The following is a 19,136-nucleotide window of genomic DNA, read 5'->3' on the forward strand; positions in this document are numbered from 1 at the left end:
AAGAAGCGGTTGTCGCTTTCAATGGTGTCGATAGCAGCTTCTGCCAGGCTACGATATTCGTCCACCCATCGTTCATGAATGGTGCGGAAGAAGTTGCCGTCTTGCAGCTGTCCAATGTGCTCGAGCTCTCCTTCAGCATTTTTGAAGACACTTGCATTTAGCAGCGTTGCGTGAACGTCCACGACGTGGACCACCAGTTGAATGGCTGCGTCGGAGTGTCGCTTTTCCAGTAGCGACACAACCTCGGAGACTAGTTCCGTAAGTATTGCTACGGTTTCGTCGTCACCGGGATCCTTGGGGCGCCCAAGATCTATTGACCACCGCAGTAGGGTTCGAGCTAGCACGCCGGGCGGGGGAGCATTTCGTACGCTGCAGATAGGCGTCTTGCTGGACGTTGGTGTGCCAGGACATATCGGAAGCAAAAGCCATGGTTGCCGACCAATAGCATCTTGCGCGCTCCAGTCCGTCATTTCGATCTTCTGCGCTTCTTGCAGCCGACTCATCCATAGGCGGATGGCCCAATCAAGTAGACGAAGGCGAATGTCCACGATCCGCAAGCCAGGGCGGCTGGTCAGTTCCACGCAGGCTTCGTCGTCGCCTAGCCGGAACCACTCAATTCTGGGCTGAGTCGGATCGCTATCATCTGGCGTGTTCGGTACCCATCCGTTTTGCTTTGCTGCGAGTAGTAGCTGAGTGGGTAGGCGCAGCGCCATCTCGCGCGGCAGTGCCACATGGACAGCGTAACTGGAGATTGCTCTTAGGCGGTGGGTATCAGAGAGGAAGAGGACTGTGCGGAAAAGGAAAATGCCGGTTAGAACTGCATTGAGGAGAAACCATCCGACGTTGCCCGCCATGAAGGAGGCAACCAAGTCCGCTTCGTGATAGGGAACAAAGAAGTACTGAAAGGTCATCCAGGCAAGTAGGCAGACCGAACTGGTTCCCGAGACGAGCGCTCCGGAGTCCAGAAGATAGACCTTCAGGCCAAGTTTTGCCGTTGCCCGCTGTTGGAGGTTGACAGCAACGAACGCGAACACTATTGGGTAGGACAATGCCGCGAGCGTTGCTTGCGTTCCCCACAGTGCTGTGAAGTAGGGAAGAGAGTCGCTAGCTTTGGCGTGCGCGAGGACTAGTCCGGGATACTCGGGCAGTGTTAAGCAAAGAATCGCGGCAAAGAGGACGGCCGCAAACACTGAGAAGGAAAAGGCAGCGAGATGGTTGCCGCAATACACCAGGCAACCATGCAGTCTTGAGTACTTGGTTGCCCTCCGCTCGGTGTTCTCCCGGCGCCACTGCTTCTTGAAGCGTTTTGCCTGATAACTAAGGGTATTGAAAAAGATCCCATACATTACCGTGCCAAGTGTGCCGTACCACACTGCGGAGTCGAAGTACAGGCATGATAGCGGCAGATTGTGCGTGGAGCGCCATTGGCTGCTTTCGTCGGCGACGGGAGAGTAATTTTCCTGCCGTTTGAGTTGGGTATCAACGAACTGTCAACGCAGTCGGGGGCGTATCTTGGTTAGGGCCCTTGTTGGGCTTGGTTGCAGAACGCCACGGCGCAGCGCCGGGGCCGAGCGCGCCGAAGCCGAGGCGGCGCTAGCGCGCCAACTGCTGGCAGACTTACGCCTGCCGCGCGAGCGGGAGGGCGCCGGTGGGGGCCGGCGCCAACCAGGCAGACAGCAAGGATAGCGACGGCAACGATGACTACGACATGACCATGGCGGAGCTGGCAGCAGCGGGGGGCTTCGATCCGCCGCCCCCTCCACCACCGCCCCCGCCGCCGCCGGTGGTCTGGTACCGCAACGCCGCCGGACAGAACTGGGACGGGACCGGCGAGATGCCGGACTGGCTGTGGCGGGCAGTCAATGCGGGGCAGAGCGGGGAGTCTTATCGGGTCGGATAGCGGCGTCAATACCGAGGGGTCTCCTTGTGATAGCGGATTCTCCTTATCTTGGCGCGCCCGCTTGCCAGATTTCCCTGATGGCTAGTCGACACGTGATAGCTATCCGTAACTTTCGGGCGTCTGTCTTGCGCCACGGTTGCCGACCAAGGACAATACTCCGTCAAGCGCTTTGAGCGCCTGATGCGCAACATTAGATCGGGTCGCCGCATGTCGTCGAGCCGATACCTTCTAGGGAGCGGCCTTGATTAGCGTCTTGCACGCAGATGCGTATTGTGGATTTTCGGGCTGGGTCAGTGACCACGATGCTGTCCACGCGACAGGCGCTCAACCTGTTTTTGTGGGGCGCGTTCTGTGGCCAGGGGCAAGTGAGCCGGAAGATACGGTGATCAAGCTTTACCCAACCGATTCGTGCGGCGTGGCAAACGAGGTCATCGGCTTTACGGCGAATGCCGTAAGGGGAGTCGACCAGCCAGCGAGGGGAGGAGTCATTCTGCTGAACCGGGAGATGTTGCCAGTCTTCGATGCCGATGTCACAGCCTACGTAGATCGGAGTACAGGTCTGGCCGTGTGCTGGGCTGCCACGTTGGTGCAGAATGCCAAACCGTTCCGGTTCTTGCGCCGTCTGTCCACTTTCGACCAGGATCAGCTTGCCGCTTTCTTTAGAAGCAAGTTTGCTCACATCCTCACTGGTGTTGACCATGCCACAGGTAACAGCGATCGAAGTGATGCCAACTTCTTATACTTGGACGATATGAAGTACGTTGCCATCGACCAAGGCGCGGTAGGTGGAGGCCCTTATTGGCATTCCTCCTGGCCAGACGAGACGGCCGGAAATCAACTCAACCTCGCGGCACAGAGGGAGATGACGGCATCCCAACTTTCGTCGTGGTATGCATCAGTGCTACAGGAGGGTCTTAAGACGCAAGACATCTGGCCGGAAGTGTCAAACCAACTGCGTAGGGACTTAATCGGCCTCCTGGACTCGGAGCAGATCGACACGATCGTTGAATACATGAGCACGCGCGCCAGCAATGGTACGCTTGCGCAAGCTTGCGGGCGCTTAATCTAATGGACCTCTCACTTCTTCTTTCGCGAACAGCGGCCGTACGCGAGCCAGTCTTTACTGGAGAGTGGGCGACCGTTTTCTTCCGTCCGGACCTGGCCAGTCAGCAGGACTTTGTCATAGGCGTCGCGGCGGTGATCAAGGGGGACGAGCGTCCGCTCCTTCGATGGCTTCCGGCGTTTAACAAGCTTTCAAGTCTTTATGGAGATGCGCTGAGCGGAACTGACCTTCGTGATTTGGTGAAAGGCATCGAAAACGCTATTGGCGCCAGCTTCCGAGAGGGTCTCTCCAAAGCAGCGACTGGGACGCCACACGTGCGGATGGTGAGTTGCGGTTACCTTGCCACGGATCATGTCGAGAAGGAACTCACAAGCTTGCTCAAACGCCAAGCTGGCGCTCTTTGGGTCGATGTTGCGCCACGCGAATCGCCGATGGATGATGATTGGGCATACATGGAGATGCGCAAAGCCCTGGCTTCGTTATCGAGAAAGATCTTTGTGCCAAATCGTGAATTGACCATCGGCGCAAGGAAACTGCATGTGGGACTAGACAATGGGAAGAGTTTTGGGAATATTCTCTCAGCCCGATATTCCAGTATGCAAACTGTCGAGCGTCACGTCTATAAGTCGCTAAAAGACGTTCTTGTTGCGCACAATCTTACACATCGACACGCGGCGCCACCCGCGCTGTTCGTTGTCTTGCCTGATCCGGAGACGCCGGTCGAAATGGCAATAGCGAAAAAGACCGGCCAGTTGCTTGAGGAAGTGCAGGATATGGGCGTCGTTTCGTATTCCGATACGCGGCCCGATGCTCTGGCTGGGCAACTCGAAGGCTGGCTCATAACAAATCGCTAAGCGGCCTATCAACCCACCTCGGCGAGCTTTTTCTTGACAGTGGTTGTGCTGCCAGACCTACACACATTTCGGTGCGCCGAGAGGGGGTCCCTTTGATTTCCGCGCAATTTACTGGGGTAGCCACCCCTAGCACCCATACGGGTTTCCGGGCGATGCTCAGTTGAAATCGCCGTCAAATCAGACACTTGCTGACTTGTCCTTTTCCGCCATTTCCCAATGGTCCTACTCCACTGGAGCCCTGGCACGGGCCGGCCGAGCGGCTACCCACTCCGTAGCCATCACCAGAATCTGCGGAATTGCGCCGCCTGATTGGCTGGTGGGAGCCGCCAGGGGCGCGGGCCGCTGTCCGACCTCACGCGCCAGCTCCTGCTCGCCTACTGCCAGGCCTTGCGACAGGGCGCGGCCAGCCCCGACGGTCGCGGCGATCGCACACGCCGAACGCCGTTGGCCGACGCCACCCGCATGCGCGCTGGACTCGTAACAGCAACCTATTGATTTAATGGGAATTTCAGGTGGGCATAGTCCGGAGAGCCGCATGAATGCTAGGGGTCGCTACACATTCAAATTGCAGAGAAATCAAAGGGACCCCGGTCAGGGGCCAAAATTGGAAGCACCCAGCATGAGTTGCATATATGGATGCGCGCAGCGCGTCCTCGGAGCGCTTCCACACGGCCTCGGCCGTTGGCCGACGCTGACGGCAATCAGGTAGTCAAGGTCGAAAATGTCGTAGCGCCGGTGCGGGCCATCTTATCCATCTTGTGACGCCACCCGCCACGTCGGAATGCCGACCCCGAAACTATCAAACCACTCCCGAATCCCGTCCGCCACAAAGCTTGGATCACAGGTAGCGGCGTCTGGAACGCATGCTTGGATGAGGTCTTCGACGTCAAAACGTCGTTCAGGCTGCGCCCGCCAGACGCGGTCGCAAGCTGGGATGGCGAGGTGCTGGTCTTGGATGGGGGCGTAACGCATGGCGCAGACAGGAAATGAAGTTTCCCATATTGACGGCCGCCTCGCCGATTTCTTGATCCATCCATTGCACTTCCGACAAGCCAATTGGCGACGGGAACTGGACCGTCAGGTCCTGGCTCAGCGTCATGGGGGTTTCAAGCCAGTCCGGCCAATTCCGGATTTTCAGTCCGGCGAACTGGAGTAGTCCGGCTAATTCCGGTTTCCTACAATCGGGTCATATGGCAAACGACAGCAGCAACAAAGGCGCTCCCCTCTCACGGTTTTTGACATAGCCCCCCCGTATGTCTATTGCCGATCGCGGGGCAACACCAAGGCCGGCCAGAAGGCAAGGCGCGGCGCGGGGCCGACCGACATTCCACGACCTTCCGCGGCAGATGTCGCCAAAGGGCAACGCGCTTCGTGTGTCTGGCGGCCAGTCTCGCATTGACGTTGAGCGCTGTTGCCGTTCCGAGCGCGACACGGGGATGGTCCTTTTGCTGCAATTGGATAGCCGATGGTAGTAAGTCGCCAAGCATACGTCCTTCCCGTTTATCGATATAGTGGGCGGCTAAACGCCGCCCACTATATCGATAAAAATTCGCTAGGCTGCATCGTCCGCCTACTATCGCTTGAATCGCGGGGTCCAAGACTCGATAAGAGATCGCTCTTCCTCCTCGTCTTCTGGGGAGGGTAGGTCGATGTCGTAAAGCACTGTCAGTGTTTTGCCATAGCGGCCAAGACCAACAACGTCTTCGCAGATCTCGATGCTGCGTCGGCCGCCGAACCAGTGTTGGAGATTTGAACCTTCTTCGACGCGGTTCCCGTGTCGCACATTGACCGGGTCCTGGTTGAACGCGTAGGTGGCTGTATTTTGCGGTACCGCTTTCCGCTTCCTAAGCCAATCAATCCCATCAAGATTCCTTAGCGCCTCAGACATAAAACAGTGGTCAATGATGCCGCTGCGGCTAACGATGATCGCCACAGCCTCGCGAGTGCATTGCGCATATCGAATTGCCGTGGCATGGATGGACGTCTTGCACAGCACCGCAAGTCTTTCGATAGCCGCAAGACCGACACCGGCACGCTCAAGTGCCGGAAAGAACAGATGGCGAGGCATCAGGAAGCTTGCGGCAAAGCGATCGGCCTCCGCTTCATACTTGTCTCCAGACAAATATCCTGCGCGTGACACATGCGAGCCGGCGTCGCCAACGATGACGGCATCTACGTGGCCGGGCAGGTAGTAGTGGCCTAGCTCGTGACCGACGCTGAAGTTCTCAAAGCCTTCATTCTCATGGTGCGTGGCATAGGCAATGGCGAAGTCATTGCCATACCGGACAAGCATTCCTGAGACACCTTCATTTTCCATGGGCTTCGCGACCACCTCGATGCCGCAGTCGCGAGCGATTGCTTTAGGGTCGACCGGAAGTGCAGCGATCCCAAGGCCCTTGATGATCTGTTCCGCGGCGAGAGAGGCAAAGGCATAGGGATCGGCTTTTATCATTATTTGCCTTTTTCCTGCGCGCGCTTGGCAAGCATGGTTATCAGATCGTCGGCCATCTTTCGGTCCGATGGTTGAAGTGACCCATAATGCCTATGAAGGCGATCCGCTCCAGCCAGAGCCTTGAAGTCCTCAACACGGCCTAGAAGGTAATCAGTAGTGACATCAAGGCTGTCAGCCAAGATGCGCAAGTTATCAAAGGATGGTTTTCGGGTGCCAGTTTCGAAGTGAGAAATCGCGGACGGCTGCATCCCGGCCTTTTGGGCTAGTTCGCCCTGGTTCAGGCCGCGATACTCACGCGCCGTTCGCAATCGACTTGGAAAGACGGCGGACGGTGAGGTGGGCGGGGGTGTTGACTGCGACATGACGAAAGCGTATAGTAAAAATTGACTGATTCGTCATGGCCCCGCGGGGCCTCTCTTTCGGTCAGGAGCATGACGAATTCGTCATATTGTAGATGACGCTTCTGGCAGCAGCAAGAAAGAAAGGAAGATTGTTATGGCTGACGCACGTGTAACTTGTATCAGTAAGCCCAACCCACAGAGCCCGCACGAACACATCACACATCTGGGTAATCCAGCCGCGGATTGGATGTGGACACGCGAACAGGTAATCCAAAGCATCGATGCCAAGACCAACACGTTCTATGTGTTGGACCCGTCTACAGGCAAGCGCGCCGACATTGGCGTGGTCCGGGACGCTGGGAAGGCACCGTATCTGCGCACACATGCGGACGGCCGCTGGAACAACAACCTGCTGGCGCTGAACCAGTGTCCGTTGTAGTAACGCCAATCTACCTAAGGAGGTCCCTATGGTGACCACGAAGAAGCCGGGTGAAAGCACCGGAAACAAGGGCGGGATCTACCAGGAGATTGGTCCGCGCGGTGGCAAGCAGCGGAACTACGCCACAGTGCCAGACAACAGGTCACTGCCCACGACGACTAAGCCTGGGCGTACCTGGACTCCAGTAAAGATCACGCCGAACAGCAGTCGCTAATCATCGCGTCACTTTCTACGGGCAGCTGGAATGCCCGGTTTGAGGCCGACACCGTTCACCAGTGCAATGGGGGCCGAGTTAACTTGCATTGAAGTGATGTGTTGTATGCATTGTTGTGCGTGCAATGACGCACGTTTAGACCTTTGAATTACTGCCTAACGAGGACCACTATGAATCCCCATGAGTTTCAGATTTTCATCAACACGGACCCCAAGAAGGTGACGGGCCCACAAATCACTTTCGAGAAAGTTTTGGAGTTGGCCAACATTAACGTGTCGGGCGTTGACCTTGGCTTGTATGACGTGGATTGGAAGCACGGTCATAAGGTGGGAAGCTTGACGCCCGGTCAATCGGTGGATCTCGAGAATGGGATGAAATTTGATGCTGGCAAATCGAACCGCTCCTAATGCCGACTTGCAGCGTCTCGTTGACGAGGGTTACGAGATCAGCCTTGAAGGCAGCCACCTGATCGTCCACAGGGTGCCTTATGTCAAGCAGTCCCGTACGCTTGGCTATGGGACTATGATTTCGACGTACGCCGAGCATGCCGGCGTACCCGCGATCCTCGACCACTGGGTGTTTTTTACTGGGTCGATTCCATACAGGGATGACGGTGTTTCGCTGGAAAGTGCGATGGTGGCTAATTCCACTCCCCAGACTGTGGCGGGGCGAACTGCACTTTGCCAACTTTCATATAAGCCGGAACCAATCGGCGATATGCTCAGTTGCTATTACAACAAGCTGACCCACTACATTCGCAAACTAGGCAGCTACGCTTCGGCCATTGATTCCACGGCTAGTGCGCGCGGGAGGGGTAGCTTTACACGCCGGGACACGGCGTCGGTTTTTCACTATCCGAACTGGGCCACTGCGAGGGCCGGGCTCGAAGCATACGAGGCCAAACTTGAGCTTAAAAAGGTGGCGATCGTCGGGCTAGGTGGAACCGGGGCTTATATTCTCGACGGTCTGGCGAAGACGCCGGTGGCAGAGATTCACCTGTTTGATGGTGATATCATCGAGCCACATAATGCGTTCCGGGTGCCGGGCGCACTGCCAATAGAAACTGTGTACGGTAAGCACAAGAAGACGGACCTTCTGCAGCAAACCTTCAGCCAGTTCAGAACCGGCATTGTTAGTCATCCGGAGATGGTGGCCGAAGCCAACCTCGGGCAATTGCACGATTGTCAGTTTGTATTTATTGCGGTCGACCATGGCCCGTCGCGCGGTCTCATCGCACGGTACTTGGCGAACGCCCGTATCCCGTTCATTGATGTAGGCATTGGTGTGGACAAGAAGCCGGATCTTCTCAAGCTACACGGCCGGGCGCGGGTAACATTGGTCACACCAGACACCGCGTATCTGGTTGACTCCCTTCCGACTGCCGATGATTCCGATGAGGCAGTCTATGGCAACATTCAATTGGCTGAGCTCAATTCGATCAACGCAAATTTAGCCTTAATCCGATACAAGCAGCATCTGCAGTTCTTTACGGATGAAATCTCGCCAAACGTGATCAATTATAAGTGCTCCTGGAACCAGTGCACCCATCAATGAAGATACGCACGATCCGCCCGGAATATGTGGAACATTTTCCAGCCAATTTAGAAGAGGGCGTCCTTTATATTAGTGAGGAGTTCGAGACTGCTGCCCATCTTTGCTGCTGTGGTTGCGGTGAAAAGGTTATCACACCGCTAAACCCAGCGAAATGGCGAATCCGGAAAGAGGGAGAGGCGGTGACCCTTTTGCCATCTGTTGGAAACTGGAAATACGCCTGTAAGTCACACTACAACATAATCCGGAACCAGGTAATCAAGGCCGGAGCATTCGATGCCAAAGCCATTGAATCGGTACGGCAGCGTGATCGGCGCGACATGGAGCGCTATGTCAGTCGAACCAATGCCGCGTCGGAAAGGCAGACTGGGAACAACCCTCCAACCTCGGGAACAGCGCCGGGACTTATTCGTCAGCTGATAGATTTGCTGCGCAAGTGGTGGAACACTTAGTTCTGCGCCTTTATCGGTAGGCGCCAGACCCCGCTAGTCGGTGGTTGAGGGGGATTTCGAACTACGATATAAGGGGCAATACCTGAAGCCGAGAGAGGGCGCTGTGGTGCACGCAAGGACCAAAACCGAAGTGGCAACCATCAAGCTAACGTTGCAATTCCGGGGGGGCTTGGGAGGCGGCGACCGTTGGAAAAGGTCGCCGATTTGCCAACATGTTTGAAGTGCTTATCCTTGGCTACCGCCAGTGCCACAGCATTGAGGTGCTGGCCATCGATCATCGGACGACGAGCCCGTGCCGCTCAAGAAGTCTGTCGCCAAGAAGGTGGTGAAATGAGGGACCTCGTTCCTCAGGTCGTCTCGCTGCCGCCGCTGCACGGGGGAAATATTCCATGAGTCAACCCGTGTTCTTCGAGGCCGAGCGCAAACGTTTCTTCAGGCCCCTGAACAGCTCACGTCGGGAGCTCGTTGTCGCTTGCTTGCGCGCTTTGTACGAGCGCCTGCACGGGCCAGCAGCCGACTATGCGCACACAATGACGCGTGACTTGCTACGCGAACTGCTCATGGCGGTCGTGCGTGACAACCCCGACCGGCTGACCACGGAAGCTGAGCCCGACGAATTCAGCAGCGCAGACGGTGAGCCAGTGCAACTGACGAACCTGCTGATGCGGGCCCTTCTGACCGACGGCTGGCTTGAACAGTTCGCAGACCGGCATGGCCTGGTCACGGCATTTCGATTCTCGCGCCCGGGCAAACTCCTTGCCGAGGCGCTCTGGATGCTTGACCGGCCGGGTCGAAGTCGCCAGCGAAACATGCGCGGCTGCCGCAATGCGCTCGAAGCAGCGCTTCAAGCCCGCGGCGATGCTCACGACCTGGTCGACGCCTACGAGTACGCCGAGAAGGTTATCGAGGACCTAACCGAAGGCATCGATTACTTCCAGGAACTCGTGCGCCACCTAATGCAGACAGCCTCGGTCCAACGGCAATGGAGCGAATTCGTCGAATTTCTTGACCGTTTCCAGCGCGAGTACTCCAAGCAGTTGACCGCGGACAATGCGATGCTCAACCGGGAAGCCATTCGACAGAACCTCGAGCGACTGCGCCAGGTAAACGATGCGAAGTTTCGTCGGATTGACGAGCAGTTGCACGACATCGCCCACTGGGCGGCAAAGGAGCACACTGGACCAACCGTCTACGAATGGCTACTGGGTCGAATCGAAGCAAAGCGTAGGTGGTCAGGATGAGATCATGCTCGCCGATCTGGTCAAAGCGCTCGTGACGCTGGGATCCGTGCAGAGCCAGCACGCGTAGCCTCGGAGTGAAGCGCTGCGCTTCCTCGCACCAGTTGTGCATGAGCGTGGTCGGCACGACGATCAGTGCTGGCCGGTCCAGCCTGCCACGTTCCTTTTCGGTGAGGATGTGTGCAAGTGCCTGGATGGTCTTGCCGAGGCCCATATCGTCGGCAAGCACGCCGGATAGCCCGTGCTCGCGCAGGAACTGCATCCAGGCAAGTCCCTGGCGCTGGTAAGCACGCAGGTCGGCCTTCAGCCCACGCGGCACTGGCACGTCCGTCACGCCACGACCCGCCATCAGACGCTGCGCGAGCAATCGGATCGATGCGTCGCCATGAAACTGCCAGCGCCCGGTCTGATCCAGGGCATGGAGTCGCGCCGCATCCCACTTGGAAATGCGCATGCCGGTGCCCAGCGAGTCGAACAGGTCGATCAGCACGCGCACGACCGGCTTGAGCCGGTCCGCCCGTAGGCGCAGCCGTTCGTTGCGATCGGTTTTCAGGTCGATCGCTTCGTCGTCAGCGATGGTCTCGAGCTGGCCTGACAGCCAGCGCGAGTCCCGACGAAAGAGGTCTGCCAGCAGTAGTTCCAGGCGCACCGTGCGACCATTGACGGTGATGCCCATCTCGACGTCAAACCAGCCATCGCCGGTCGGACGCAAGTTGCCGTCAATGGCCTCGATCTCGATCACGTTGTGTCGAAACGCGTCGGTCATGACGACGCGCCAGCCGCTTGCCCGGAGCGCGGGCAATACCAGCGTCATGAGGTCTGGCCAGCCGCCGTCATCCTCGGGGCCCAGCAAGCCAGGCGGAAACGCTTTCGGGCCCTGAGCGCGATGGGCCGGAATCTTTCGGAAACCGGCCTTCTGTAGCTCTGTCAGACGTTTGCGCTCGAGCTCAGTTGACCTTCGGATCTGTATGACTTCACCGCCAGCGGTTCGAACCAGGGTCGTGTTGCTGTTTGCGGGAAGGCTGTGACTCGCGTAATCAAAGCTGACCGTCGCAAAATCCAATCCGCCCTGGGAAGCAGACGGCGACCAGCCCGCGCCCCAGACCGGCAGGGTATCCAGAGCCAGGACTGGGACCGGTACGGAGTCGATCATCTGAATGGACGACGCGTCGGCCGCTGGTGGCGCAGGGAGGTCCGGGGCAATTTCACGTAGCACACTGCCAACGAGTGCCGCTTCGTCGAGCGTGATGGCCGGCATCGACAGGAAATCCGCGACCTGCTCCGCGGGCCACGGTAAGGCGAGGAGTCCGGATTCGCCCGAATGCGCATCCACATACCAGCATGGCTGGGTGGTCGTCAGCAACAGGGTGGCGGGTGGCTCGGCCTGCAAGACTGGCCGCACGCGTGAGTCGGCCTGCGCTTGCCACGTAATCTGTGCGCTGCGTGCGGGCCCGCTGTGCACGAGACAGGGCGTTCCGGGGTGCATCGTACCCACAGCGGAAGAGGCAAACAGGCGGCCGGTAGCGATCAGCTTCTCCAGGGTAGCGGCACCGGTTGTGCCCTCTAAACTGAAACCTCCGGAATAGGCGCCAGAGCGGCCCAGCCACAGCCCGCGCAGGATCGGCAGATCTTCCTCGGTGACAAATTTCGGCGGCTGGATCAGCGCTTTCTCCACGTTCTGCCACGGATCGTCCAGCGAGCGAATCGTCCCGTCAGCGCCCACGCGGGCCTTGTACAGAAAGATCTCGGCGCCGCGATAGGATTGTTCAATCACGTAAGCCAGTGCATGCGTGGCTTTGGCAGACTTTTTCTTGGCAGCGGGAGTGGCCGCCGTGCGTCGGGCGCGAAAACCTTCGAGCCAGGTCACCAGTTCGGCGCGCACGCCAGTGGCCGATGGCTTGGGCTGAAGCGCAAGCCCGGCGATCAGCAGCGCGGCAACGTGCTTGCAGTCAACGCCGACCGGACACGTGCATTCCCCTTCCACCCACATGTCTTCGTCGATGTCGTGGAAATACGCACGCACGTCGTACGGACGCGAACGTGTGCCTTGCACCAGACCCGCTAAAGTATCCCCGTCGATCCAGCGGAGTTCCGAGACTGCGCTCGCATAGGAGCGGGCCTTGGACACCGTGAAGGAGTCCAGCCATGCTGCGATTTGCCTGGGGTCGTAGGAGACAGACATCGGCCGAGGGCTTCAGGTTGACAACGCGGGGAGCATTCTACGCGGGGAGGCTGCCGGCGGATATGGAAACGATCCAGTTCCGTCAAGCCCGAACGGTCTGGACATGCCGGCGTCGGTCAGAGGGGAGGGCGCCGAGTGGCGCAGCCAAGGCGTCGAGGCCCGGCGCAGGGTGATCAGGATGGAGGCGTACGGGCGCGACTGCCGCCAGCGATGTATCGCCCACTTGTGTCCAGTCGTGGTGACAGCGGTCCCACCAAGCGGCGTCTTCGCTGTCGCTGGCCACGGGTCGAGGGCGCGCCGGTATTGGGTCTGGACGATGACCATGGTGGCAGAACGAATCGAATTGCGATGCGGGCTGTGCACGCCTCCGCTACGATGATGCCATGCTTCGAGCATGGTGCCCACGAGGTGCGCGGCTGCGCAGGCTGGCCCAGTCCGCAGCCGGGGACTGCCTGACGCCGCTGGTCAGTGGTCACATTGGGGGATTGCGGCGTCAGCTCTCCTCTGGCCGGTGCACCGAGGCGAGCGAAAGACCAGATGCCGGCACAGCCGATCCAACAGCGTTGCGTACCGCATGCGGTTGGCCTACCGGAGCGTCCGGTTCAAGGCCGCCTTGTTCGAGCGCACGGGGCGGAACTCGGTAAACGTGTCACCGCTGGTGTCACCAATTCGCGGGAGGGCGGCAAGAATGCGATTCCTGTGCGAACTTCGAAAGCCTTCAAAACGTTGTTTCTACTCCAAATGTGCGCCATTAGCATCATGGCTTGGTGACGCGCCGGCTAGATCGGGAACCCCGCTTTTTCTACTTTATCAGCAGGTGATATAGTTAGGTATGAAACGAGACACGGCTATTGATACCCTGCTTGACCTGCATGGTTCGATCCTCGATCAAGGGGGCGGTTACTGGATCAAGCTCGAAGCCTGGCAAGTCGAAATATCGAAGGAGATTCCCCATGGCATCAGGTACTCCCTCACCCTGCATGAGCCGTATGGCAAGAGAATTCTTGGGTATGACAACGCGCATGCAGTGAAGCCGCCCAAGAAATTTAAGTATGCCGGACGCATTTTGGCTTATGACCACAAGCACAGGCACGTGTCGGATAAAGGGGTGCCCTACGAATTCAAGGATGCACAGCAACTGATGAACGACTTTTTCGCAGACGTTGACCGCGTTCTGTCGGAGGTGAAGAAGAGATGAAAACCATTGTGATTGGCATCATGCCGCAAGAGAAAATCCGTGAGCGCGTGTTGGCAATTGCGCGGGGTGAGTACAGGCCGAAGGCCAGCGAGCCTAAGATCTGGTTCACTTCCATGAAGTCGTTGGCCGAAGTGCTGAGCGACGACAATCGTGCTTTGTTGAGGGTCATCACCGAGACCAAGCCGGAATCCATCTCAGAACTCGCACAAGCTACGGGCCGCAAGCCCGGCAACCTATCGCGTACGCTGAAAACAATGTCCAACTATGGCATCGTCGACCTCAAACGTGAGAAGAACCATGTGCGCCCGGTCGCCAAAGCTACGGATTTCCGAATCCTTGCCGCTTAACGACCCCCTCAGAGCCGCTGCGTGTCGCAGGGGCGAAGTCGCTGCGACCGTCGTCTAGCACGCAGACCTCACCGTCCAAAATGCCTCCGTCGAGGAGATTGGCGGGGGGCATTCACCAATGGCTCAGTTCGACCGCGCCGGCGAGAGAAACCAGCCCGGATGAGCCTTCTTGCCGATAACGCTCCAGCAGCCGCCGGAATTGCCGATCCGTGATCTCCCAGCCGTTCGGCGGCCACGCCTGGCCGCAACTGACCATCCACGACCGCCTGGACGATCTGGAGCCTGTCTAACTCACGCATGCTTACTGTAATGACCTCGGTTCCCGCCATTCCCGGGCCTATGAGCATCTCTGCTCCACGCCGCTCGAACGTGACCAACCGTGCCAGTCGACTACGTATGCAGGCGAGTCGTTAGCCCGGTGACAGCTAATCCCTCCCAACAGACTGTTCCGGCATGTCCGAGCCGATCCCGGAGACAGTCGCAGGCTCCGCCATAAAGTGCTTTCTACGCCACAGAGCGCATAAGAATACTTATGTTAAATGGTTATCGTGTCTGGATCGTTCAAGCGTCCGACGGCTTAGACAATGGGCTCAGAAACGAACGGAACCATTCCGTGGTAAATGCGCCGGACTTTCAAGTGTGAAAGTTAAGATATGGCGAAGGACTACAGGTAGTTGCGGGCGGCGTCTATGGTTGCCCGGGATGGGGCGCGCCCTGTCCGCTCCGAAGAGTTCTCCGAGAGGCTTTATAGGCACATTGCCTCGCGTTGAACCACGACGCATGGAGCACAGAGATGGTGCTGCTATCAAATGACCATCAAAAAGAGCGTGTCTCGTAACACATTGATTTTATTGGTGTTTCCACTTTTAGGCGATCCTGCGCAGCAAAGTACGAAGCTAGTTGTCAAATAAGCTATGCCCAGTACGGCACATACTTCATGAACTTGCGGCCTGCAGTCTCATCGTACGGCCGAAGCATGCCACCCTCCACGGCCTCCTTGATCAGTCGCGACGCCGTCGCACTGTTCTGGACCGGAATGCCGAACCGATCTCGCAAACTCGCATTGGTCATATAGTCGCGCTGGACGTACCGAAGGCATGCATGCAGGTAGCAAGCACGCACTCGGTCGGATTTGTCCATTTTCGTAAGTTCTTTGTGCGCGAATAAGGTTGCCCGCGTATGGTCGGAAACTGTCGAGAACTCCGGAGCGGGCAGCTGGTAAGCCTCCGTGACCGACACTACCTTATCCACGCCGCTTCCCCGTTCCTCGCAGATGCCGAAGCGCCGCATGAGGGAAGCAAGCCCTTCGTTCCGCGAACGCGGGGGCGTATCCAGGAATCTCTCGACATTGATGAGTGGACTACCAGGATTTGTCACCTCCATCCGGTCCTTAAAGATCTCTATCATCGGCCCTGCTCCTCCCAAGCCAAAATCCTGATGGATGAGCGCGTTGGCCGCAAGCTCCCGCACTGCCAATTCCGGATACATGGGAACATCCTTTCGGATAGCCTTGCCGATGATCTCGTTGGACGGCAGCAAAGCATTGATGTAACCGATCAATCCCTCAAAGCCAGCCGCGTACCCCTTCGCACCAACCTGCTCGCGAAGGGTGCTGACGCGATCTCTGCCTTCGTAGGCGATTACCCGCACTGCTTTGCGCCGCAGTCCACTGAAGTCTTCCAGGCGCTTGGCGAACAAAATAGCGCCAAGGTTGGTGATGTCCCAAGATCCGCTATCGTTGCGCCGGATCAGGCTTTCCGCGGCCAAGCGCTCCAAGACCTGGGAGCGGTTTTCCGGCAATGGAATTCCTGCCAGATCGAAGTACGCCGGATAGTCGAGGAGAGACACAACCTCCTCGTCCGAAGCGTCGCGGCGAGCGACCATTGCCTCGAATGGTGTCTCGTCAAAGATGCGCCAGAGCTCGCGCTCTTTTTCCGGAAATTCCTTCAGCTTCTTCTTCAGCGACCCGATCCTGACAAATTCATTGTGCATGAACTGAACCGGATGCCGGTAAGCGCGACCAACTTCGAGTACGACAACGCGTTGACCATCAACTTCCACGGACTCGAAAGAGAATAGAATTTTCGGGCTGAGCAGGCGCAATAGCCAGTTCTCCAGCTCTTCGTTGCCCACCTTCGCGGCCTTGGGGTCGAACATCGTGCCGACGAGTTCATGACTGGCATCGTCGACTCCCCATATCAAATACCCGTGGGCACGGTTGGCCAGAGCCGCAGAATTCGACAATGCCGAGATGTACTCACCGATTTGCTCGTGGTCCACTCGATTGCGCTTGAACTCAAGCCACTCGGTCTCCGTTGGCAGCTTACAGAGTTCGCGAACGAGGCTCGCAGGCCTCTCTTGTGCGGATGGTAGGTTCATGCTGACGATGAAAGGGGTGCGCTTTGCCTGCGGCGCAGACTAGAATTTTACCCGACCGAAATCGTCCGCTCGCTATTGGCGCATGAGAGCCAGGACTTCCGGTGCCGTCTGGTCTCTACGAATCCGCGGACAGGGCGAGGTTCCCGGCTTCTTGGGCTTGTAGCTGCAAGCGGGAAAGGACGAACGGAACTCACCGTAGGGACCGGTTCGAAAGGCCAGAGCCCCTTGCTTGCACAGGGGCAGCTCCTCTCTCGGATGCCTACCGGCATTGGCCGCATTCGGGCGGCCTCGACGCTGCGCGGTCGCCATTGGGATCTGGATGGTGCAGCCATGGCAATAGCCCCTGGCCGCGGCTTAGCCCGCACGCCGAGGCCGCCAATATTGCGGCGGCCCTATCGCGCTCCCCCGCCAACCGACGAGTCAGAAATGGTAGGTGATCGCCCCTTCGACGTCGCTGATGGAGCGGTTGGCGATGAGCTTGGCGATGATGGACTCAACCTCGCGCTCGGCGATGGCGTGCACCTTAAACATGGCGTGGATGTGCTTCGCCAAGGTCACTCGTCGGCGCGGCCGGGCAACCTTCTGCGAGCGGGCCAGGATCTGGCGCGTGAGCTCGGCGTTCGGCTTGGCACTGCCCTTCTTGTCGTTGCCTGACTGGGGCTGCGCGGCCTTTTTGGCGGGCGTTTTCACGGAGGCCGCCTTGGCCGCCTTCGGAGGCGTGTGGGCCGCAGGCTTGGCGTTCGCGCTCGGCTTTGGGAAAGCCGCCGGAGCCGGCGTCGCGCGCGCGGGCTGTGCGGGCGTGGGGCTCGGCTGAGCCGGACCAGAGGCTTGACCCTCGGCGGCCCCCGTGTCCGCCGGGCTGGCCCGAAACGCCTCGGCGAGCGCGGTCACGCGCCGCGCAGGAATCCCAAGCTTCGTGCCGAGCCAGGTGAGCAGAGAATCGAAACCCCGGTCGTGGGAAAGCACGAACACGGGCCCTTTCTCGCCCTTCTCCACCATGCGGCCGATCTCGAAGGCAATGTGGAAGTCGAGCGCGTTGGGCCCGATTCCGCTTGAGCGAACCCACCGGGCGCGCTCGCCTAGCGCCTGCAGCCCCATCGCCACTTCGATGGGGACCTTCTTCTGGATCTCGCCAGCGAACACCACCAGACGCGAGCCACACAACTGGGAGAAGTCGATGTCCTGGACGCTCTCGAAGTCGACCAGCACGACGGCGTCGGCGCTCATCATCTAATCTCCCGTCGCATCCCAGCCGATTGCGTCGATGCCGCGTCCGCCAAGGTGACGCGCCAGTCGATCCTCTCCCGAATGACCCCCATAACTCATGCCTCCCGATGTTTTTGGTTTCGACACCAATTTAACCCAAGGTGCGAGGTGTGAAGAGAGTCTTCGAAAGCCGGAGCTTGCGCTCTGACGATAGTGGCCAACACTCGGTCGAGATCACCCTTGATCGGGAAGCAGAAATAGTAGCGGCGACTGAGGCAATGGCCGGTTGAATCTGCGGTCGTTCAGAGCCGGTCGAGCACCAGGCCGTCGCCGAGTTTGGCTGCCAGGGTCGTCAAATTCTGGCAGAACTTCCGTTTTTCCTCTGGCACCCCTGGCTGGGCGGCTAGATCACTACCCTGACCCCGCATGGCGACAAAGGTGTCGCCGAGCGTGTAGGACAGCCTCGGCTATCCCGCCGTGCTGCATAGCGCGAAACTGGTGCCATCGCAGCATATAGCGAGGGCATCATGAAAGACATCACCATTGTCACCAGCGCTGGGCCTCTCATCTCGCTGATTGCCGGCATCCTGATTCTTGTCATGCCGCGACTGCTCAACTACATCGTCGCCATCTACCTAATCGTCATCGGACTGCTCGGACTGTTTGGCGGACATCTGCACTGAGCGGATGCTGTGACCTGTGCAGTTTTGTGAGGCACCGGAATTCGCCGGACTGCGATCCCCAAGAAATCAATGATTTGACAGCTAATTCCGTCGCGGCTGGGCCGTCTCAGAACCGGAGTTACGTGGACTGCGGTGAAAAGAAGCGCGAATTAGCCCGCAGGCACAGAATCTGCATGAGAAACGGGGCCTGTCTAAGGTCTAACTAGTACCAGTTCCCCATCAGGAGCACCATGAAGCCTCACATCCAGCACTCCCACCACGCCTATCGTGCCGGTGACACCCATCATGGCAGCCGGTATTACCTGATTCTAGGGGCCTGCATTCTGGCATTCGGCCTGCTGTATGTCGCGTGGTCGCTTTGACCAGTGGGCCGGTCAGTGAATTGCCCGGACAACAGCCATAGTCGGGGCGCAAGTTGGCAGCCTGCGCCGTTAGGGTCGTGCCGTCACAACTTCGTTCGTCTTCAGTGTGAATAATTGGTCGGCGTCTGCCTGCGCCAAGGCGCGTTCAGAACGTGTCTGATCGCACTGATACGTCTCAATCCTTTCCTTGTTTGGAGCGGTCCGCAGTACCAGCGTGACGGCCCCTTTGTAGTGCTCACCCCATCCGTTGTTCCAGTGAAGGGTAAATGCTTTTC

18 protein-coding genes and 1 pseudogene are annotated in these 19,136 nt (G+C 58.4%); 12 read left to right on the top strand and 7 right to left on the bottom strand.

Annotation, left to right across the window (positions count from 1 at the left end; translation table 11 throughout):
- Positions 1-1,346, bottom strand: a 1,346-nt coding sequence (locus tag MKD50_RS28965; RefSeq protein ID WP_116311653.1) for a hypothetical protein, incomplete at its 3' end; no start/stop codon positions are given.
- Between the two features lie 362 nt (positions 1,347-1,708).
- Here MKD50_RS28965 and MKD50_RS28970 point away from each other — a divergent pair.
- The 3 genes from MKD50_RS28970 to MKD50_RS28980 all read left to right on the top strand — a co-directional run bounded on the left by MKD50_RS28970 (position 1,709) and on the right by MKD50_RS28980 (position 3,817).
- Positions 1,709-1,900 carry a hypothetical protein gene (locus MKD50_RS28970; RefSeq protein ID WP_012354498.1) on the top strand — a complete coding sequence of 64 codons (192 nt, stop codon included), beginning with the start codon at positions 1,709-1,711 and terminating at the stop codon, positions 1,898-1,900.
- Between the two features lie 241 nt (positions 1,901-2,141).
- Entirely contained in the window at positions 2,142-2,969 is an 828-nt protein-coding gene (locus tag MKD50_RS28975; RefSeq protein WP_012354497.1) for a hypothetical protein, read from the top strand.
- Positions 2,969-3,817 carry a hypothetical protein gene (locus MKD50_RS28980; RefSeq protein ID WP_012354496.1) on the top strand — a complete coding sequence of 283 codons (849 nt, stop codon included), beginning with the start codon at positions 2,969-2,971 and terminating at the stop codon, positions 3,815-3,817. Before MKD50_RS28975 ends, MKD50_RS28980 begins: the two co-directional genes overlap by 1 nt.
- 898 nt (positions 3,818-4,715) lie before the next feature.
- Here the strand turns inward: MKD50_RS28980 and MKD50_RS28985 are convergent.
- From MKD50_RS28985 to MKD50_RS28995, 3 genes are all read right to left on the bottom strand, one after another.
- Complete coding sequence (locus MKD50_RS28985; protein ID WP_155892727.1) at positions 4,716-4,916, bottom strand: hypothetical protein; 201 nt, start codon at positions 4,914-4,916, stop codon at positions 4,716-4,718.
- Positions 4,917-5,390: 474 nt separating this feature from the next.
- Positions 5,391-6,269, bottom strand: a complete 879-nt coding sequence (locus MKD50_RS28990) for an ImmA/IrrE family metallo-endopeptidase (protein ID WP_012354492.1) — start codon at positions 6,267-6,269, stop codon at positions 5,391-5,393.
- Positions 6,269-6,631: a helix-turn-helix domain-containing protein gene (locus MKD50_RS28995; protein WP_012354491.1), complete on the bottom strand. Its 363-nt coding sequence runs from the start codon at positions 6,629-6,631 to the stop codon at positions 6,269-6,271. Before MKD50_RS28995 ends, MKD50_RS28990 begins: the two co-directional genes overlap by 1 nt.
- Before the next feature lie 133 nt (positions 6,632-6,764).
- Here MKD50_RS28995 and MKD50_RS29000 point away from each other — a divergent pair, with 133 nt between their 5' ends.
- The 5 genes from MKD50_RS29000 (at position 6,765) to MKD50_RS30810 (ending at position 10,507) form a co-directional block, all read left to right on the top strand.
- A complete protein-coding gene (locus tag MKD50_RS29000; protein WP_025586725.1) occupies positions 6,765-7,049 on the top strand; it encodes a DUF3892 domain-containing protein in 285 nt (94 codons plus the stop codon).
- A gap of 384 nt (positions 7,050-7,433) precedes the next feature.
- Positions 7,434-7,670: a multiubiquitin domain-containing protein gene (locus MKD50_RS29005; protein WP_012354488.1), complete on the top strand. Its 237-nt coding sequence runs from the start codon at positions 7,434-7,436 to the stop codon at positions 7,668-7,670.
- Complete coding sequence (locus MKD50_RS29010; protein ID WP_081479539.1) at positions 7,645-8,817, top strand: ThiF family adenylyltransferase; 1,173 nt, start codon at positions 7,645-7,647, stop codon at positions 8,815-8,817. Before MKD50_RS29005 ends, MKD50_RS29010 begins: the two co-directional genes overlap by 26 nt.
- The gene (locus MKD50_RS29015) at positions 8,814-9,266 is read left to right on the top strand and encodes a ubiquitination-like system serine protease family protein (RefSeq protein ID WP_012354486.1); all 453 of its coding nucleotides are present in this window, start codon (positions 8,814-8,816) and stop codon (positions 9,264-9,266) included. The genes MKD50_RS29010 and MKD50_RS29015 overlap by 4 nt, the downstream gene beginning before the upstream one ends.
- 389 nt (positions 9,267-9,655) lie before the next feature.
- Positions 9,656-10,507, top strand: coding sequence for a hypothetical protein (locus tag MKD50_RS30810; RefSeq protein ID WP_012354485.1), 852 nt, complete (start codon positions 9,656-9,658; stop codon positions 10,505-10,507).
- Here the strand turns inward: MKD50_RS30810 and MKD50_RS29020 are convergent.
- Positions 10,482-12,686, bottom strand: a pseudogene (locus MKD50_RS29020) (SNF2-related protein); the annotation flags it as partial. The gene MKD50_RS30810 and the pseudogene MKD50_RS29020 sit on opposite strands and share 26 nt — an antisense overlap.
- An 832-nt stretch (positions 12,687-13,518) precedes the next feature.
- Here MKD50_RS29020 and MKD50_RS29025 point away from each other — a divergent pair.
- Both MKD50_RS29025 and MKD50_RS29030 read left to right on the top strand, forming a co-directional pair.
- Positions 13,519-13,884 carry a toxin-antitoxin system TumE family protein gene (locus tag MKD50_RS29025; RefSeq protein ID WP_012354483.1) on the top strand — a complete coding sequence of 122 codons (366 nt, stop codon included), beginning with the start codon at positions 13,519-13,521 and terminating at the stop codon, positions 13,882-13,884.
- Complete coding sequence (locus MKD50_RS29030) at positions 13,881-14,231, top strand: HVO_A0114 family putative DNA-binding protein (protein WP_012354482.1); 351 nt, start codon at positions 13,881-13,883, stop codon at positions 14,229-14,231. The genes MKD50_RS29025 and MKD50_RS29030 overlap by 4 nt, the downstream gene beginning before the upstream one ends.
- Positions 14,232-15,143: 912 nt before the next feature.
- On the opposite strand, the gene MKD50_RS29035 is transcribed toward MKD50_RS29030, so the two are convergent.
- Both MKD50_RS29035 and MKD50_RS29040 read right to left on the bottom strand, forming a co-directional pair.
- A complete protein-coding gene (locus MKD50_RS29035; protein WP_012354480.1) occupies positions 15,144-16,610 on the bottom strand; it encodes an ATP-binding protein in 1,467 nt (488 codons plus the stop codon).
- Between the two features lie 420 nt (positions 16,611-17,030).
- Complete coding sequence (locus MKD50_RS29040) at positions 17,031-17,840, bottom strand: PIN domain-containing protein (protein ID WP_012354479.1); 810 nt, start codon at positions 17,838-17,840, stop codon at positions 17,031-17,033.
- A gap of 512 nt (positions 17,841-18,352) precedes the next feature.
- Here MKD50_RS29040 and MKD50_RS29045 point away from each other — a divergent pair.
- A complete protein-coding gene (locus MKD50_RS29045; RefSeq protein WP_081479560.1) occupies positions 18,353-18,499 on the top strand; it encodes a DUF3096 domain-containing protein in 147 nt (48 codons plus the stop codon).
- A gap of 230 nt (positions 18,500-18,729) precedes the next feature.
- Positions 18,730-18,861 carry a hypothetical protein gene (locus MKD50_RS30695; RefSeq protein ID WP_256461665.1) on the top strand — a complete coding sequence of 44 codons (132 nt, stop codon included), beginning with the start codon at positions 18,730-18,732 and terminating at the stop codon, positions 18,859-18,861.
- Positions 18,862-19,136: the final 275 nt, after the last annotated feature.

It is taken from the genome of Cupriavidus mimosae, from assembly GCF_023952485.1.
Lineage (GTDB): Bacteria > Pseudomonadota > Gammaproteobacteria > Burkholderiales > Burkholderiaceae > Cupriavidus > Cupriavidus taiwanensis_C.

Bases quoted from the DNA above. Each gene is read 5' to 3' on its own strand.
- MKD50_RS30695 (WP_256461665.1), top strand. From the start codon at position 18,730: ATGAAGCCTCACATCCAGCACTCCCACCACGCCTATCGTGCCGGTGAC.
- MKD50_RS29015 (WP_012354486.1), top strand. From the start codon at position 8,814: ATGAAGATACGCACGATCCGCCCGGAATATGTGGAACATTTTCCAGCC.
- MKD50_RS28990 (WP_012354492.1), bottom strand. From the start codon at position 6,269: ATGATAAAAGCCGATCCCTATGCCTTTGCCTCTCTCGCCGCGGAACAG.
- MKD50_RS28985 (WP_155892727.1), bottom strand. From the start codon at position 4,916: ATGACGCTGAGCCAGGACCTGACGGTCCAGTTCCCGTCGCCAATTGGC.
- MKD50_RS29035 (WP_012354480.1), bottom strand. From the start codon at position 16,610: ATGAACCTACCATCCGCACAAGAGAGGCCTGCGAGCCTCGTTCGCGAA.
- MKD50_RS28970 (WP_012354498.1), top strand. From the start codon at position 1,709: ATGACCATGGCGGAGCTGGCAGCAGCGGGGGGCTTCGATCCGCCGCCC.
- MKD50_RS29025 (WP_012354483.1), top strand. From the start codon at position 13,519: ATGAAACGAGACACGGCTATTGATACCCTGCTTGACCTGCATGGTTCG.
- MKD50_RS29030 (WP_012354482.1), top strand. From the start codon at position 13,881: ATGAAAACCATTGTGATTGGCATCATGCCGCAAGAGAAAATCCGTGAG.
- MKD50_RS28995 (WP_012354491.1), bottom strand. From the start codon at position 6,631: ATGTCGCAGTCAACACCCCCGCCCACCTCACCGTCCGCCGTCTTTCCA.
- MKD50_RS30810 (WP_012354485.1), top strand. From the start codon at position 9,656: ATGAGTCAACCCGTGTTCTTCGAGGCCGAGCGCAAACGTTTCTTCAGG.
- MKD50_RS29040 (WP_012354479.1), bottom strand. From the start codon at position 17,840: ATGATGAGCGCCGACGCCGTCGTGCTGGTCGACTTCGAGAGCGTCCAG.
- MKD50_RS29005 (WP_012354488.1), top strand. From the start codon at position 7,434: ATGAATCCCCATGAGTTTCAGATTTTCATCAACACGGACCCCAAGAAG.
- MKD50_RS29010 (WP_081479539.1), top strand. From the start codon at position 7,645: ATGCTGGCAAATCGAACCGCTCCTAATGCCGACTTGCAGCGTCTCGTT.
- MKD50_RS28980 (WP_012354496.1), top strand. From the start codon at position 2,969: ATGGACCTCTCACTTCTTCTTTCGCGAACAGCGGCCGTACGCGAGCCA.
- MKD50_RS29000 (WP_025586725.1), top strand. From the start codon at position 6,765: ATGGCTGACGCACGTGTAACTTGTATCAGTAAGCCCAACCCACAGAGC.